Here is a 15,489-nt window from a genome sequence, read left to right on the forward strand (position 1 = left end):
TATTGTTTTTTTATCCATCATTTTTAAAAAAATAGGTAATAAGGTACTATTTAGTGATAATTTATTTGTGTTAGTATACAAATATGTAAAAAGGAAGGGAGATTTGTATGAAAAAGTCAATAATAAGTGGTATCCTAGTATTTTTTATGCTTATTGGTGCTATCGGCCCAACAAGAGCTTTGGCAGAAGATGCGACATCACCTGTATCATCTCAGAAGGAAATTGTTAATTTTCAGTTAATTAATGACGATTTGAACAACTATGAATACACTTTTGAAAAAGGGGGGGAATCTTTCCGGATTGTCGAGAAAATTGATTTGAACAACAAGGAAGTATTTAGTAAGACTTTCAAGAAAAATAATGAAGGAGACTACGTACTAGACTCCGAGATTTCATCAAAAATGATGAAAGATACAAGCTTACTTATATCTACTAAGCAAAATGGTATTACGACAAATGAAACAATTTCTCCAACCGTAGTATCAGAGGCAAAAGATGACTTAAGCAAAATTGAGGGTGTGAATGATTTAAGTGATAGTAAAGCTCAACTCCAAGCAAGAAGTGATCTAACGGATTGGCAATACCAAACCACTACAAAAGGGTCAACTCTAGCAGATAAGTTAACAGTGGGGGCTATATCTATTGTTATATCTGCACTTGTTCCTTATGCGGCAGTGAAGATTGTTACACAAATTGCAAATCTTTACTATCAACTAAATACACCCAATATATATTACTCTAAACAATGGTACTATAGATATACTTTAACAAATCCTCCATTACCACGTGCAGAAAGAAGCTTCACGTATTTCTATAAAGACTCAAGTTATAGCGACTTTATCTATAATAGCCCAGTAATGACAGAAAATTACACGCCTGGTTGGGGGCCGTGAATTGACAATTTTATAATATAATCTCAATTAATGCACTTTTTCGTAATTTTCGAGAAAGTGCATTTTTATTTGTAAAATGAAGGGAGACAACTAAAAAACAAAAGACTTATGAATGGCTTCGTGTAAAAATGGAAGTCATTACAACATCATGTACACAGGTGAATCCATTATGAACTACCCTCATCTTAGCACAATCAAACACGGATAACTGGAGACTTTACAATCGTTTAGAGTGGACGACTCGAAAGAAATTAAAGTGGCATCACTAAACCATCGACCGTAAACTCAAGCGAGGGGCGCTGAGATAGGCTTAAGTGGCAACGCCAGCATATGAATCCTATAAACGGCGCAGAACGTTCAGTACGCCTTCTGGAGAATTTACGCTAGAGTTTACTCAGGAGCTTGAAGAGAAGCTGAACTAGACTTGGCCCTTTAAACCGATTGCAGAGCTGCGAGGGAGATTGTTTTGTCTGGGATTTAACGCAATCTTCTGGCTGCAGAGGAGGTTGCGCCTTCGTCACAAAGAGCAACCTCCCCAAACTGGTTGACGCTTTTGGGTCGGTACAGCTCCCTAAAGGAGTCCATAGGTGGACGATCTTGACCACTGGGAACTCGATACCATGGTGCCCAGTCGTAGAAAAAGTAAGATTTGTCAAGCAACAGTGAATTAAGGAAAAGAATTTGCCAGTTATGCTAACTTGAAGCATTTGGAAACAATTTTGCTGGGGTTACTGATGGAGAACTGACCCATTCCATTGTCTTATCAATAACCGTCTCAAATCTATCTAAAGTAAAAAAAGAATATTGCACTAACAATCAAAAGTAAAATATACATAATTACAAATTTAGCTTTAGGCTTGCGTATTATTTCTATAATAACCCATATAACTATTATGGCAGCTGCAAGCCAAAAAGTGGTAGTAGAAGGGAAAATGACAATTAAAACAAATATAATCAAACTGAATAACAAACCGCTCCTAAATTGGTTCATGCATATCTCCTTTCATTCCCGATTTTATGTAATTGTACAACAAAAATTTGTTAAAAACTATGAAGGGTTTGTAATTATTTGTATTTAGTGAGTGGGCAGAAAGTGATTTTAACCTTAAATCGTAGTTGATTAAGACAAATTAGTCTTCCTCTCTATACTGAGTGGGGGAATAGAAAGTGACATCGTTTTATTGAGTAGGATCTTAGAGTGAACATTTTGATTTAAATGCAAATACACTGCACTTCTTGGGGACAGATCCGTCTGTATTGCCGGACCAAGGGTATAAAAAGGTCAAAATTTGACCTTAATGTAGTAAAATAATCGCACTGTTTGAAAGCGCAGTCATGTTATTCTTAAGAAGCATATTAGTCCAAGTTTTAAAGGTTCAGACTAACTAAGAGGAACAGAGGAAAGGAAGAAGACTGATGAGTCTTGAGAAAGAATACGTTAAAATAGCCCAGGATGTCATTAAAGGGCTTGGTGGAGAAGACAATATTATTTCCATGGCACATTGTGCTACACGGTTGAGATTGATTGTAAAAGACAGGGATACTATTGATGATGAATTTATTGAAAATATTGATAAGGCAAAAGGGGTCTTTTTTACCTCCGGACAATACCAGATTATTTTTGGAACCGGTACCGTGAACAAAGTTTACGAAGCGATGGTCGGCCAGAACGTATCTGCGACATCAAAGGCAGAGCTGAAAGAGAAGGCCTCCACGCAAGATGATAACTTTTTCAAAAGAATGATCCGGGTTTTCGGAGATGTATTCGTTCCCATTATCCCTGCATTGGTAGCTACCGGCTTGTTTATGGGAGTTAGGGGCTTGGTAACTCAGCCTGCACTGCTACAGTTATTTGGACTTACACCGGATGATATTTCTGCGAATTTCATATTGTTTACGCAAATACTGACCGATACCGCGTTTGCATTTTTACCTGTGCTGGTATGCTGGTCTGCATTCAGAGTGTTTGGCGGGTCGCCGATCTTGGGAATTTTGCTCGGACTCATGCTGGTAAGTCCTTCTTTACCTACTTCCTGGGATGTCGCTCAACATGTGAAGGAGCCTCTTTTGTTTTTGGGCTTTATTAAAATCGCAGGCTATCAGGGTTCCGTTTTGCCGGCGTTCATTATAGGGATCGTGGGAGCGATGATGGAGAAAAGAATCAGGAAATCGGTACCCGAAGCCCTGGACTTGATTCTAACACCGTTTCTGACATTGTTGCTCACACTGGTACTGGGCTTGTTCGTGATTGGTCCCATCTTCCATGAGGTAGAGGTTTTAATATTATCGGCCGTTACAGCTATTTTGAAATTGCCATTTGGCATTGGCGGATTTATTTATGGCGGCATTAATCAGATTATTGTCGTTACCGGACTGCACCATGCGCTCAACCTGATCGAAATACAGATGCTGGTGGATGGCGGCTGGAATATGGTTAACCCGATCAGCTCGGCCTCTATTTGTGCACAAGCAGGTGCGGCGTTAGCTGTCGGCCTGAAATCGAAAAGATTAAAAACCAAATCTATTGCCTATCCTTCTGCCGTGTCTGCACTGCTGGGCATTACAGAACCGGCAATTTTTGGGGTGAACATTCGGTATGGTAAACCATTCGTGATGGGCTTGATTGGAGGAGCGGTTGGAGGATTCTTCGCACGTATCTTTAATGTTCAAGCCACAGGCATGTCGATTACAGCTATACCTGGCTTGTTATTGTATCTGAATAATCAAATTTTTCTGTATGCTTTAGTTTGTTTAATCGGTTTTGGTGTAGCATTTGCGTTGACGTGGATCTTTGGATTTAAAGAAAAAATAGAGAACAAATAGAGAATAAATAAAATTTGGTGGAGAAAATCATGGACAACAAAACATTGCTTGAAAAATTGAATAGTCTTTCAATAGAAGAGAAGATCGGCCAGCTCATCCAACTGACTGGTGATTTTTTTGAAGGAGACATGGATACGGTTGTGACGGGCCCTTTGAAAAAATTGGGGCTAAACACGGACTATAATATTTATAACACGGGCTCCATATTAAACATTACCAACCCGGAAAAAATAATCCGGTTGCAAACCGATTATTTGGAAAAATCGGTTCATAAAATTCCACTGTTATTCATGGCGGATATTATCTATGGCTATCGAACCATTTTCCCAATTCCGATCGCTCAAGCATGTAGCTGGAACTATGAGGGGATAGAGAATGCGGCTTCGATTGCTGCTCAGGAGTGCTACGAGGAAGGCATTCATGTAACCTTTTCCCCCATGGTAGATATGGTTAGAGATCCTCGCTGGGGGCGGGTGATGGAATCACCTGGAGAAGATACCTTGCTGGCGCAGAAATATGCGCAAAGCGTAGTTCTGGGAATCCAGGGCAGCAACTTGGAAGATGGAGCCGTACCAGCTAATAAAATTGCTGCTTGTGTCAAGCATTTTGCCGCTTATGGAGCACCTGTAGCGGGACGTGAATACAATGCCGTGGATCTATCGGAGCATGCATTGCGAGAATATTATTTACCTGGATATCAAGCAGCAATAGAAGCGGGCGCCAAGCTTGTCATGACGGCTTTTAATACGTTGAATGGGATACCTGCGACTGGAAACGAGTGGCTTAACCGTGACGTACTAAGACAGGAAATGAAGTTTGACGGTGTATTGATCTCAGATTACGCCGCTATTGAAGAGTTAATCATGCATGGTTATGCCGAAGATGAGACTTCCGCCGCCAGGCTGGCACTGTTGGCGGGTGTGGATGTGGATATGAAGACGGCAGTGTACGCTAATCAATTGAAGAATGTAATATCTGGTAACGACTATATGCTGGAGCTTCTGAATGAAGCTGTATACCGTGTCTTACAGCTGAAAAATGATTTGGGGCTGTTTGAGGACCCGTTCCGCGGATTACAGGAAATCGTTAAACGTTCAACCAGCAGCATTCTGTCAGACGAACATAAACAAGCGGCACTGTCCTTGGCAGAAGAATCCGTTGTGCTGCTGAAAAATGAAAATAATGTATTGCCATTGTCAAAGGAAACGAAGATAGCTTTAATGGGTCCCTATGCAGAAGAAAATTCCACCCTGGGTATGTGGGCGATCAAGGGAGAGCAGACAGACACTATTAATTTGAAAACGGGGTTGTTACAGCTTGTTGGCCCCGACAATCTCTCGGTATGTAGAGGAAGTTATCTGCTACCTCTTGATGCAAGGGAAACCTTCGATAAATATGCGGACAAACTGGCGGTTGAAACAAGCTCCGAGGAAGATCTACTGCAAGAAGCCATTAGGCATGCAAATGAAGCAGAAGTCATAGTCCTTGCTTTGGGAGAAAGTATTTATCAGAGCGGAGAAGGTGGATCACGAACGAATCCGACGCTGCCAGAGCCGCAATTGAGATTACTTCATGAATTAAGCTTATTGGGCAAAAAGATCGTTCTGATCGTATATAGTGGAAGACCTTTGATCCTTACCAATGTTGTTGAAAAGGTTGACGCTATAGTTCAGGCCTGGTATCCAGGAACGATGGGCGGAGAAGCACTGGCTAATATATTGTATGGGAAAGTAAATCCGTCCGGGAAACTAGCAATGACCTTTCCACATAGCGTCGGTCAGATTCCGGTCTACTACAATGAGCTGAATACAGGGAGACCGAAATTAAAGGAAAATGGATCTTACCGCTTTGCATCTCGATATATAGATGAAGTGAACGAACCCTTGTATCCGTTTGGCTATGGCCTATCCTATACCTCATTTGAATACAGTCTATTAGCCGTCAGTCAAAAGGAAATAAAAACAAATGAGTCAGTGGATATCCGTATTTCTGTATCCAACACTGGAACGTATGATGGAAAAGAAACGATTCAATTATATATTCGCGATAAATTTGCAAGTGTTGCAAGGCCAGTGAAAGAATTAAAAGACTTTAAAAAAATATTTTTACAAAGCGGCGAGACTACAGTTGTGGAATTTTCAATTGATGAAGACATGCTCAAATTTTATGGCCGTGAAATGGAATACAAGAGTGAGCCAGGTGAATTTGAGGTTTATATCGGTTCAAGCTCACAGGACATTTTGCTAAGCTTTAGTTTTACTTTGTTACCGGAGGATAAACATGAATAAAAGCGACGCTTATCATCTTAAATATCATATTACTCCTCCTTACGGGCTATTAAACGATCCTAATGGACTTGCCTTTTTCAATCAACAATATCATGTGTTCTATCAGTGGAACCCCAAAGGAACCGAACATCAAAATAAATGTTGGGGCCATGTAGTTTCGAGCGATCTGGTGCATTGGCAAAGAAAGGGTGTAGCGCTGGAGCCTTCGGAATGGTATGACAAGGACGGCATTTATTCCGGAGGCGCCATAGTCCATGATGAAAAGCTGTATCTGTTTTACACAGGAAATGTAATCAGGGATGATGGAGTCCGAGAAAGCTATCAATGCGTAGCCATTTCGGAAGATGGGGAGCATTTCGAGAAAATGGGTCCTTTGTTTGAACATCCACAAGGCTATACCAGACATGTCCGAGACCCGAAAGTATGGAGAGATCGGAACGGGAACTGGTGGCTGATCGTTGGCGCTCAAAGAGAGGATTTGACTGGAGATACGCTTATCTACAAATCTATAAATTTGTCTGATTGGGAATGCCAAGGATCATTTTTGGACCATGATCATGAATTCGGATATATGTGGGAATGCCCTGATCTACTTCAATTTGCGGAAAATGATATTTTTGTGTTCTCTCCTCAGGGCTTACCAGAAGCAGGCGAATATTATAGAAACCCTAACCAATCGGGATATGTTGTTGGGAAATTAACGAGTACAGGAAAATTCAACGGAAACCTTACCCATTTTAAAGAGCTTGATCGGGGGTTTGATTTCTACGCGCCACAATCATTCAAGGTGAATGATAGAACCATTATGTTCGGATGGATGAGCGCCATGAATGAAGAAGCAGAGAGGGCTGTTCCCACCATTCAGGAAGGCTGGATTCATGCGCTGACTCTTCCTAGAGAAATCGTATTGTCTAACGGTGTGCTATACCAGAAACCATTGCCGGAATTACAATTGCTAAGAATGGACGGTGTACATTCCAAGGAGAACATTCACAAAAATAGGGTTTGGCTGCTGCCTTCCCTGCAGGTGGAGTGCAATGTTCATTTTTCGAAGCTTACAGAGAACTTCAAAATGATAGTCAGAAATGCGGTGGAAATTGACTATGATTCGGAAGAAAACAGTTTAACCGTATGGAGAACCAACTGGTTGACGAACCAGAGAGAGTACAGAAAAGCAACGTTAGCCAGTCAACTTACAGGCATGCAAATATTTATAGAAAGCTCAAGTCTGGAGATCTTTGTGAACGAAGGCGAGGAAGTATTTTCTCTGCGTTATTTCCTGGAAGATACGGAACAACGCAGTGTGGTGCTTGAAGCAGGAGACAATGAAGGAGAAATTGAGATTTATCAGTTGCAGGAATGTGATGCCATAATCAATCATTAAAACTTTATTCTTATCTTTTACCTGAGAGCTACAAGCAGACAAAAAAAGGCTGTTCATTTCTCCGTTTGCGAGAAGAACTGCCTTTTTTTGTCTTAGTCGACTGAAGAGATTTCAGCTTGTGTAGGCATTTTACTATCGGTATAGTATGAGTATTAGAGTATATGACTGAATATAATTACTGTTGATTACTCATAGCTGGTTGATGAGGTGTCGTATGAAGAAAATATATGAACATATTGAAATAGACAGAAGAAAAATGATTAACCTCTTTATGTTTCAATCGACAGATACAGAAAGAGTCATCCCTATGCATTTTCACAGTAATATGGAATTAATCTACTGTACAAGTGGAAGTCTTAAGGTGTGGCATGAAGGAAAAATAACCATTTTGATGGAAAAGGATGCACTGTTCATTAATAGCAATGTACCGCACTCCACCCAAAGTATTACGGAAAACCAGGTCGTTGTATTGCAATTTCCAGCTACCTTTTTTGCCAATGAACAAGTATTCATCCAATTAAACACGCAAGAGCAACAAGTTGAACATACTATACTTTCTAAATTAAGAGAGTTATTTTTGGATATATATAACCTGCATATTTCCAAAGGGAAATATGACTATATTTTAGAGCAAAGTCGAATTATTGAACTTAAATATTTGCTTGTTAATCATTTTAGTCAGGCAGCAGATCTACAGCCGGAGGTATTTAGCGATAAGCAGCAAAAGATAAAGACGATCATGGACTTTATTAAAGAACATTACGCTGAAAATATTAGCCTAGCGAAAACAGCTCGAATATGTGGCTATTCGGAGGCCTATTTGTCGAGAATGTTTCATGAATATACAGGTCAGACGTTTACGGAGTACAAGCAAATTCTTTGTTTGGAAAAGGCGATTGATTTATTGGAAACAACGAATAAGTCACTTACAGAAATTTCTTACGAGGCAGGCTTTCCCAACGAGAAGTCTTTTAGAAAAGCTTTTAAGGAAGTTATGGGTAAGACCCCTTATGAATATAAAAAATCAAAATTTGATCTGAGTGTGTAAACGACGCCACAAGCGCAAATTTTTTATGGATTATTTTGATAGACTAGAAACATAGGGGCTGTCCTTGAGTCATTTTATGACTATTGGGACAGCCCCTTATTTATATTTGTAGCGAATGAGTTGAGGGGATCAGCCTATCGATTATCCACCGTCTCTGGATACATATCATGGTTCATCATACGGTGTTCTGCGATTTGCTCATACTTCGTTCCCGGCTTGCCGTAGTTGGTGTACGGGTCGATAGAGATACCGCCGCGTGGCGTAAATTTGCCCCATACTTCAATGTAGCGAGGGTCCATCAGCTTAATCAAGTCATTCATGATGATATTGACGCAGTCTTCATGGAAATCACCGTGGTTGCGGAAGCTGAATAGGTACAGCTTAAGGGACTTGCTTTCAACCATTTTAATATCAGGAATGTAGCTGATGTAGATGGTCGCAAAATCAGGCTGTCCTGTAATCGGGCAAAGGCTGGTGAACTCTGGACAATTGAATTTTACAAAATAATCGCGGTACGGGTGTTTATTATCAAAGCTTTCGAGAATGGCGGGATCATAGGCAAATGTGTATTGTGTGCCTTGATTGCCAAGTAGGGTAACGTCGGTCATTTCTTCAGGTTTTCTTCCGGTCATATTGAGTGAGGCTCCTTAAAGTTGGTTTAGTGGTAAAAGAGAGAGGGAGTTATGGTGGGGAGGTTCGGTTAGGCGACGCTTCGCGAAGGATTTGAGCTTCCGATCGCTGTTGAAATGGGATTCTTTCTGATAAAAGATCTATAGGTTAGAATCCCATTTCAAAGGCGAACGCTAACGCTTCTCCAGCTTCAAATCCTCCGCTCCGCTGCTGACCGCCGTCAACACCATAAAGTCCCTACCCGTTTACATGTGGGTTGGGCAGAAGTGAAATTTCGCTCCTTATATTTAAGGAGCGTTATTTTATTGAGAAACCCCGTCTCGCGGACGAGGGTTTCTCTTGATTTATAGTTATAGATGTTGAAAAGTACTACGATGAATTTGGCGTATCTTGTGTATCACATACAGACCATATGGAATATATTGTATATACGTGTTATACGCCGCGTTTGTTGCCCCATACGAGGGTGTGGAGCTGCGGGAGTACTCTTACATCATTGAGCCGGGAATCGTCCATGACACGGTCGATAAGCCATTCATAACGATGTAAAAGAGACTCTGCGATCTGCCCGGTGTTCTCCGTGTTCACATCTGGATTACCCGTCTGGAGGAACAACGGTACGTGTGGATAGCGCTCATGAACGGTGCGGGCATATGCAAGATCAGTGTCATCGAAGATGACGACCTTCAGGCTGCATGCTCCAGCATATAGTCTGACCGATTCATTATTTGATTCCTGGGAGCACGTTGTAACTGAGACGTTTGTTGTAGACTTGGACGCTCCAGCCATCTTCCGGTTGGTCAGACGGACCACGGTATCATCCAGCACGTCCCAGTTGGTCGTCATGCCAGAGCTGGGCGGCTTCGGGGATAAGGTCACCTCATCAATATCGTACAGCCATTCCTGCCAACGGGAGCCTTGTGTTTCGACAGCTGTAGCAATGCCTTGACTGCGTAACAGGGTAATCAGCGTCCCGAGCTGTGGCAGCAGGACGGGATTGCCTCCGGAAAGGGTCACATGCGAGAACCGTTCGCCGCCGATGGACTGTAGTTCCTGCCAAATATCAGTGGCACTGAGACGACGGATTTGATCCTTGGCGCTGCCGTCCCAGGTAAAGGCGGAGTCGCACCATGAGCAATGGTAATCGCAGCCTGCGGTACGCACAAACATCGTTTTACGACCAATGACCATACCTTCGCCCTGCACGGTGGGACCAAACACCTCCAGCACAGGAATAGGGGCTGCTTTAGCCTTGTCGGGGGTTGCCATAGGTTGGTGAGTAGTTACAGTATTACTCATCGAACATCCACTCCCGTCGGAATTCGGCGTAGCTGGTAGGTGTCTCGAACAGTCGTACAAACTCGGTACGTCCGCCTTCAACACGATTGCAGTATGCATCCGAGGTCAAGGCTGACTCCATTTGTTCAAAGATCCAGACGACCATGTTTTCTGCCGTTGTATTCATTGGAGGGAGCGTTTCATTCAAGTAACGGTGGTCCAGAAAAGGCTCAATTCGCTCTTTCCAGATCGTTTTGATATCACCAAAATCCAGCGTTAGACCTATTTCGCTCGGGATACCGCTTATGCCAAATACGACGATATAAGTATGTCCGTGCAGATTTTTGCATTTGCCTTCGTAACAGTGCAAATGGTGGGCTGCATCGAACGTAAATTGTTTGCTTACGAGTACACGCTTGCGGTGATAACGCAACTGAGAGCGTTCAATGTCTGTCTCGAACTGCTGGAGCTTGTCGACAATACGAAAGGTACCTGGCTCACGCATGGCCTTCAGCTCCTTGGGACGAAGCGCCGCGAACTGCAAGATACTGCTCCAGTCCAGCACGACGAAGATTGCAAGCAGGACATTCGCCACAGCCATCGCCAATGATGCCGTTATAGCACGTTAGTGTACGGGTTCTTACAAATTCAAAAGCTTTCAGCTCATCGGCCATTTGCCAGGTTTCGGCCTTGTTCAACCACATGAGCGGGGTATGAATCACAAAGGGATAGTCCATCGAAAGGTTCAGTGTGACGTTCAGCGATTTAATAAAGGAATCCCGGCAATCGGGATAGCCGCTGAAATCTGTCTCGCAAACGCCTGTAATGATGTGGCGCGCTCCTTTTTGCTTGGCGAGAACTGCTGCAAAGCTCAGGAACAAAAGATTACGACCGTCTACAAAGGTGCTAGGCAGTTCGCCTTCCTCTTGAGTAATGTCAATGTCAGTGCGTGTGAGGGCATTGGGGGCAAGTTGGTTGAGCAGGCTCATATCCAGTACCGTTTGCGTAACACCCAGCTCGCTGGCGATTCCGGCGGCAACTTCAATTTCCTGCTTGTGGCGCTGACCGTAATCGAACGTCACAGTTTCTACTTCGGCAAAATGTTTTTTTGCCCAAAATAAACAGGTTGTACTGTCTTGGCCGCCGCTGAATACGACGACTGCTTTTTCGTTTGTAAACATAAAAAAACCTCTCGATCTTCTTGGAATGGTGTAAGACACAGAGTCTTGTCACGTGGAAGAAGGAGAGTTCTTGAACCGGCTTCAACAAAAAACAGGCCTTGCCCCGCAAATTCATTTTTCAATGCGGAGGACAAAGCATCGTTAGTTTTTTATAGAGGGAGTTCGCGAACCTCTCCCATGCGTTATGCATGGATTTTCTTCATTAGCAGCTGCCACAAGGACAGACAGCTTCATTGATAGCATTGCCATTATAGCATGGCAGGGCTATTTGATAAACACTCCACCAAATGGAATGACTTCCCTTAAAAATCGTTTGATCACGCCATCGTCGTTCATATCCTGCTGAAGTCGCCGATGATGCTCACCAGCATGAAATAGTACGGTACCGTGCCCCGTCATTTTAAAATGATAGTTCATATGCTGGCTGGCCAAATGGTTACCATATACGGTTAACTCCAGCTTGGCGTTTTCGGGATAGGCAATGACGCTGCTCGCATCGACGTAGATCGGCTCCGACGGATGAAGCTGTTCTTGACATACCAATCCCTGCGTCAAAATGCCAATGTGGCCGATACCGTCAAATTTCATTTTAATGACATCACGGCTAAACAACATGTTTTTCATGCTTAGCAGCTTGGTACGCATTTGGATGCCGGAGCTGTACCAGAACAGGTTGCGGAAATCGTATAGCAAATCGTCGCTTCCTTCCAGCTTGATCATCTTCAGACTAAAGCCAGGAGGAAGTGCGGCAATTAGCCGGCAAGCGCCTGTGAAATCGGCCTGAATCAGTTTGTGCTTGCGATACATGCCTTTAATATTCATCAGCTTATCACTGCGACCTGAGCTGGGTCCGCGAAAGGCGATGATTTGCTGCGGATGCAGAACGTGCAGCTTTTCCCCTTCAGCCAGGTCGAGCGTTACGACCGAACCGACACTTTCATCATGGTGTTGTCCTGCTTGTATGTCCATTCAGACCCTTCATCCTTTCAGGCAGTTAGTATCTTCCCGAGCGTCGACGCATCCCGTAACGTAACAGTCGGATACCGATAAAATAACCGGCCAGCAGAATGACAGCCGTGATGATGAGCATTTTATTTCGGTGTGAAGCCTGATCGCGCTGGGTTTGAAGATTTTTTAGTTCTGTAACGGTGTCGTTCAGCTTGCGATTTTGCTCCAGCAGTTGGGCGTTTTGCTTCTGGTAGGTCTCGATGCTGGTACGGGCCTTTTCCAGGTCTTCCTGTGTTTGGCGGTAGCTTTCCTTGAGTTGATATACATCGCCTGGCAAACGTGAAAACTGCTCAAAGCCTTGATATACATCATCCCAATAAGCAGCATGAGCTTCGGGTACACGGGTTACTCCAAAAATAAACAAAAGCACTATAGCAGCGCAGACAATGCGGCGGTACAAAGCAAAGCGATAAGTTGCTCGTGCCAAGTGATGTTCCCCCTTTTGAGAAACCAAGATGTTAGATGTTACAGATCATTACCCATATCACATGGTTACGTACAATATAATGATTTGGATGCAGCTTTTAGAATATATAGACGACAAATACGGGAAAAGATTATCAAAAAAACTCGATTATTAGTTTAAGTGTAACCTAAAACGGGTATATCAAGGAAGCGGCAACATTCCGGCATTTTTCCCAACAAACGAGTCAAGAACCATCCGCACCTGATCAGGGCTTGAACAAAATATATGAACTAGAAATATTAAAATAGATATAGAAGGAGATCTTGAAAGATGAATGAGAGAGAACAAAACTATACAATTTTAAAAATCACTGTAAATGGCAAGCCATTATCGAAGGAGCTTATCGTGGATAGCACTACATTTGCTCCAATATCCGATATTTGCACAAATACGAAAGTATCTTTAACAGAAACTACGATTTCATAATTTTAAATATAGAAGCAGACTATCATGTAGCCCGGCAAAAGCCGGGCTATTTTTGCGTATTTATGTAATTAGAATGGATGAAAATGTTATTTGCCGAATTAGGTCCCCTTTCATAAAGATTACCATGTATAATTTTCACAATCAAACATATGTTCCCTGACAATATAGTGTCAGATAACACTGTTAATTTAGAGTTACATGTTCTTTTAGGGGGAATTTACCAGTGGTGAAGTCAATGCTCAATGTAACGTACACATGGGACAAAGAGTCTATATCGGCGAATGGGTCCAAACAAGTAAATCTACTGATAGAATGGGGCTATGGGGCTATACGTAAAAGAAAAGGGAATCTAATACCGAAGGCAGCGGGATGTGACCTTCAACTTCAGTTCATTCCAGAAAACGGGGTAAATCTATTAAAAGCTGAAGGGGTGAGGCTCGGGTTTAAACAATCAGAAAACGGAGATTGCATGCTGGTTCACTGTGGTGATGTGCGACGGGGAAAATATAGACAAGCTATTTTAACGTTTTCTATACCGGCTCACGCGTCCGGAAGACATACGATTGGAATGATCGAGTGGAGCTGGCGCAAGCCATCGCAGGAAAAGCGAACGCTGATCCGCACAGACCAGCTTTATATCCATTACACGCATCATCTTGGTCTGCTGAGCATTCCATCCAACCCGAAGGTGGAAAAATACATAAAGCTGAATGAGACGTCCCCAATTGTAAAAAAGGCATTACGTATGTATGAGAAAGGGGAGCCTGAGCGAGGGGCGTTCATCCTTACGAGACAAGCAGATGAATTGCTTATATGTGCAGCTAGAAGCGAAGACATGGATTATCTTGAGGAAGCCGAGTTACTTCTATCCATACGCAATAAATGGAGTGGGTCTTTTGTATCGTTTACTGCGTATAGTTCTAAGGTCTTTTTTAATAAGGAAATATCGTTAGGAGATGTTCGTTTTACGAAGAATAATAGGTTGAGATAGGTAATTGTGCTAGTTTATTTGTGCAAATTAGTGAGTCTAATTTACTATCTTTTTGTAAAGGAGAGACTTCCTTGACTGATCGGTTGATACGTTTAATGCGGATTATTACTATTGTTCAGGCAAATCCAGGAATATTGGCAAGAGAGCTTGCCGAACGTTGTGAAACATCAGAACGTACCATATACCGAGATATGGAGGCGCTAAGCGCTATGCATATTCCGATTACGAATATGGGGCATGGCAAGGGGTACATTTTTATTAGCAATTTTGCTTTGTATCCTCTGAATTGGACAGAAGAAGAGGCAGAGGCTTTTACCAAGCTGGGAGAGATGATGGAAACGATAAAGCCTCTTCTACCGCCAGCTTTTGAAAGTGCTTATGAGAAAGTGATGGCCTCTAGTCAGAAAAAAAAGATGGACCAGACGAGCTTCGCGCAGGAAATGAAAAATATCATCCGGCTCGGCTCGACACTTGATCGGGAAAACCAGCCCTATCTGCTCAGGCTGATTGTTTTGGCGAGTCTTACGCAGCAGACAATTGAAGCGGAATACAGCTCGCCTCAAAATGAAGATGTATCATTGGTGCAAGTAGATCCTTATTGTTTGGTTCCTCAAGATCGGCGATTCTATATGCTTGGTTTTTGTCATAAGCAATCCGCCATGAGAACCTTTCGGATCAGCCGTTTTCGGAATATGAGGATTTTGCCGTATACGTTTCAAAAAAATACATCTGAAATGGAAATGTTTTTTAAAGGCACCTGGTCGGTGACCAAAGGAAATCAAAATATTCGGTTTGTCGTACGTTTCTCTGCCGATTCTGTATATCGGGTCAAAGAAGAGGAGCTGTTCATCAAGCCTCTTCTCAAGGATTTGCCAGATGGAAGTTTGTTGTTTGAGGTGACGGTCAATCATGACCGTGAATTTCTGGATTGGCTCACATCCTATGGAGCTGAGGCCGAGATTCTGGAACCTTTACGGTACCGCAAACGTATGCAAGAAATGCTGCGAACCTGGGGGGCGTTTTACTTCGATAAAAAGGTAGGAAATCAAGAATAACAGGGGGAAGATCCCCCG

At 42.7% G+C, this 15,489-nt stretch carries 14 protein-coding genes and 1 riboswitch; of the genes, 8 read left to right on the top strand and 6 right to left on the bottom strand.

The annotated features are described in order from the left end of the window. Positions 1 to 107: 107 nt before the first annotated feature. The 5 genes from ACUC6J_RS05580 (at position 108) to ACUC6J_RS05600 (ending at position 8,436) form a co-directional block, all read left to right on the top strand. Positions 108 to 893, top strand: a complete 786-nt coding sequence (locus ACUC6J_RS05580) for a hypothetical protein (protein WP_025364214.1) — start codon at positions 108 to 110, stop codon at positions 891 to 893. Between the two features lie 1,416 nt (positions 894 to 2,309). Further along, entirely contained in the window at positions 2,310 to 3,716 is a 1,407-nt protein-coding gene (locus ACUC6J_RS05585) for a sucrose-specific PTS transporter subunit IIBC (protein WP_290402840.1), read from the top strand. 29 nt (positions 3,717 to 3,745) lie between these two features. Continuing rightward, on the top strand, positions 3,746 to 6,004 hold the full coding sequence (gene bglX, locus ACUC6J_RS05590) for a beta-glucosidase BglX (protein WP_447249886.1): 2,259 nt from the start codon (positions 3,746 to 3,748) through the stop codon (positions 6,002 to 6,004). Continuing rightward, the gene (locus tag ACUC6J_RS05595) at positions 5,997 to 7,388 is read left to right on the top strand and encodes a glycoside hydrolase family 32 protein (RefSeq protein ID WP_447249887.1); all 1,392 of its coding nucleotides are present in this window, start codon (positions 5,997 to 5,999) and stop codon (positions 7,386 to 7,388) included. Before bglX ends, ACUC6J_RS05595 begins: the two co-directional genes overlap by 8 nt. Positions 7,389 to 7,602: 214 nt before the next feature. Then, positions 7,603 to 8,436 carry a helix-turn-helix domain-containing protein gene (locus ACUC6J_RS05600; protein WP_447249888.1) on the top strand — a complete coding sequence of 278 codons (834 nt, stop codon included), beginning with the start codon at positions 7,603 to 7,605 and terminating at the stop codon, positions 8,434 to 8,436. Positions 8,437 to 8,570: 134 nt separating this feature from the next. On the opposite strand, the gene queF is transcribed toward ACUC6J_RS05600, so the two are convergent. The 6 genes from queF to ACUC6J_RS05630 form a co-directional block, all read right to left on the bottom strand. Continuing rightward, positions 8,571 to 9,068 carry a preQ(1) synthase gene (gene queF, locus ACUC6J_RS05605; RefSeq protein WP_017426398.1) on the bottom strand — a complete coding sequence of 166 codons (498 nt, stop codon included), beginning with the start codon at positions 9,066 to 9,068 and terminating at the stop codon, positions 8,571 to 8,573. A 433-nt stretch (positions 9,069 to 9,501) separates the two neighbouring features. Next, positions 9,502 to 10,365: a 7-carboxy-7-deazaguanine synthase QueE gene (queE, locus tag ACUC6J_RS05610; protein WP_447249889.1), complete on the bottom strand. Its 864-nt coding sequence runs from the start codon at positions 10,363 to 10,365 to the stop codon at positions 9,502 to 9,504. Beyond that, complete coding sequence (queD, locus tag ACUC6J_RS05615; RefSeq protein WP_447249890.1) at positions 10,358 to 10,849, bottom strand: 6-carboxytetrahydropterin synthase QueD; 492 nt, start codon at positions 10,847 to 10,849, stop codon at positions 10,358 to 10,360. Before queD ends, queE begins: the two co-directional genes overlap by 8 nt. Further along, positions 10,842 to 11,525, bottom strand: a complete 684-nt coding sequence (gene queC, locus ACUC6J_RS05620) for a 7-cyano-7-deazaguanine synthase QueC (protein WP_107734068.1) — start codon at positions 11,523 to 11,525, stop codon at positions 10,842 to 10,844. The genes queD and queC overlap by 8 nt, the downstream gene beginning before the upstream one ends. A gap of 135 nt (positions 11,526 to 11,660) precedes the next feature. Next, a riboswitch (PreQ1 riboswitch) is annotated at positions 11,661 to 11,704 on the bottom strand. A gap of 85 nt (positions 11,705 to 11,789) precedes the next feature. Continuing rightward, positions 11,790 to 12,494 (bottom strand): AIM24 family protein, encoded by a 705-nt coding sequence (locus tag ACUC6J_RS05625; RefSeq protein ID WP_447249891.1) that lies wholly within the window; start codon positions 12,492 to 12,494, stop codon positions 11,790 to 11,792. 25 nt (positions 12,495 to 12,519) lie between these two features. After that, entirely contained in the window at positions 12,520 to 12,960 is a 441-nt protein-coding gene (locus tag ACUC6J_RS05630; RefSeq protein WP_447249892.1) for a hypothetical protein, read from the bottom strand. 309 nt (positions 12,961 to 13,269) lie between these two features. Here ACUC6J_RS05630 and ACUC6J_RS05635 point away from each other — a divergent pair, with 309 nt between their 5' ends. The 3 genes from ACUC6J_RS05635 (at position 13,270) to ACUC6J_RS05645 (ending at position 15,471) form a co-directional block, all read left to right on the top strand. Beyond that, entirely contained in the window at positions 13,270 to 13,425 is a 156-nt protein-coding gene (locus ACUC6J_RS05635; protein WP_016821329.1) for a hypothetical protein, read from the top strand. Between the two features lie 223 nt (positions 13,426 to 13,648). Further along, the gene (locus tag ACUC6J_RS05640; protein WP_016821328.1) at positions 13,649 to 14,416 is read left to right on the top strand and encodes a hypothetical protein; all 768 of its coding nucleotides are present in this window, start codon (positions 13,649 to 13,651) and stop codon (positions 14,414 to 14,416) included. A 71-nt stretch (positions 14,417 to 14,487) separates the two neighbouring features. Continuing rightward, positions 14,488 to 15,471 (top strand): helix-turn-helix transcriptional regulator, encoded by a 984-nt coding sequence (locus ACUC6J_RS05645; RefSeq protein WP_017426403.1) that lies wholly within the window; start codon positions 14,488 to 14,490, stop codon positions 15,469 to 15,471. Positions 15,472 to 15,489: the final 18 nt, after the last annotated feature.

It is taken from the genome of Paenibacillus sp. JJ1683 (assembly GCF_053006485.1).

Bases quoted from the DNA above. Each gene is read 5' to 3' on its own strand.
- ACUC6J_RS05580 (WP_025364214.1), top strand. From the start codon at position 108: ATGAAAAAGTCAATAATAAGTGGTATCCTAGTATTTTTTATGCTTATT.
- ACUC6J_RS05585 (WP_290402840.1), top strand. From the start codon at position 2,310: ATGAGTCTTGAGAAAGAATACGTTAAAATAGCCCAGGATGTCATTAAA.
- bglX (WP_447249886.1), top strand. From the start codon at position 3,746: ATGGACAACAAAACATTGCTTGAAAAATTGAATAGTCTTTCAATAGAA.
- ACUC6J_RS05595 (WP_447249887.1), top strand. From the start codon at position 5,997: ATGAATAAAAGCGACGCTTATCATCTTAAATATCATATTACTCCTCCT.
- ACUC6J_RS05600 (WP_447249888.1), top strand. From the start codon at position 7,603: ATGAAGAAAATATATGAACATATTGAAATAGACAGAAGAAAAATGATT.
- queF (WP_017426398.1), bottom strand. From the start codon at position 9,068: ATGACCGGAAGAAAACCTGAAGAAATGACCGACGTTACCCTACTTGGC.
- queE (WP_447249889.1), bottom strand. From the start codon at position 10,365: ATGAGTAATACTGTAACTACTCACCAACCTATGGCAACCCCCGACAAG.
- queD (WP_447249890.1), bottom strand. From the start codon at position 10,849: ATGCGTGAGCCAGGTACCTTTCGTATTGTCGACAAGCTCCAGCAGTTC.
- queC (WP_107734068.1), bottom strand. From the start codon at position 11,525: ATGTTTACAAACGAAAAAGCAGTCGTCGTATTCAGCGGCGGCCAAGAC.
- ACUC6J_RS05625 (WP_447249891.1), bottom strand. From the start codon at position 12,494: ATGGACATACAAGCAGGACAACACCATGATGAAAGTGTCGGTTCGGTC.
- ACUC6J_RS05635 (WP_016821329.1), top strand. From the start codon at position 13,270: ATGAATGAGAGAGAACAAAACTATACAATTTTAAAAATCACTGTAAAT.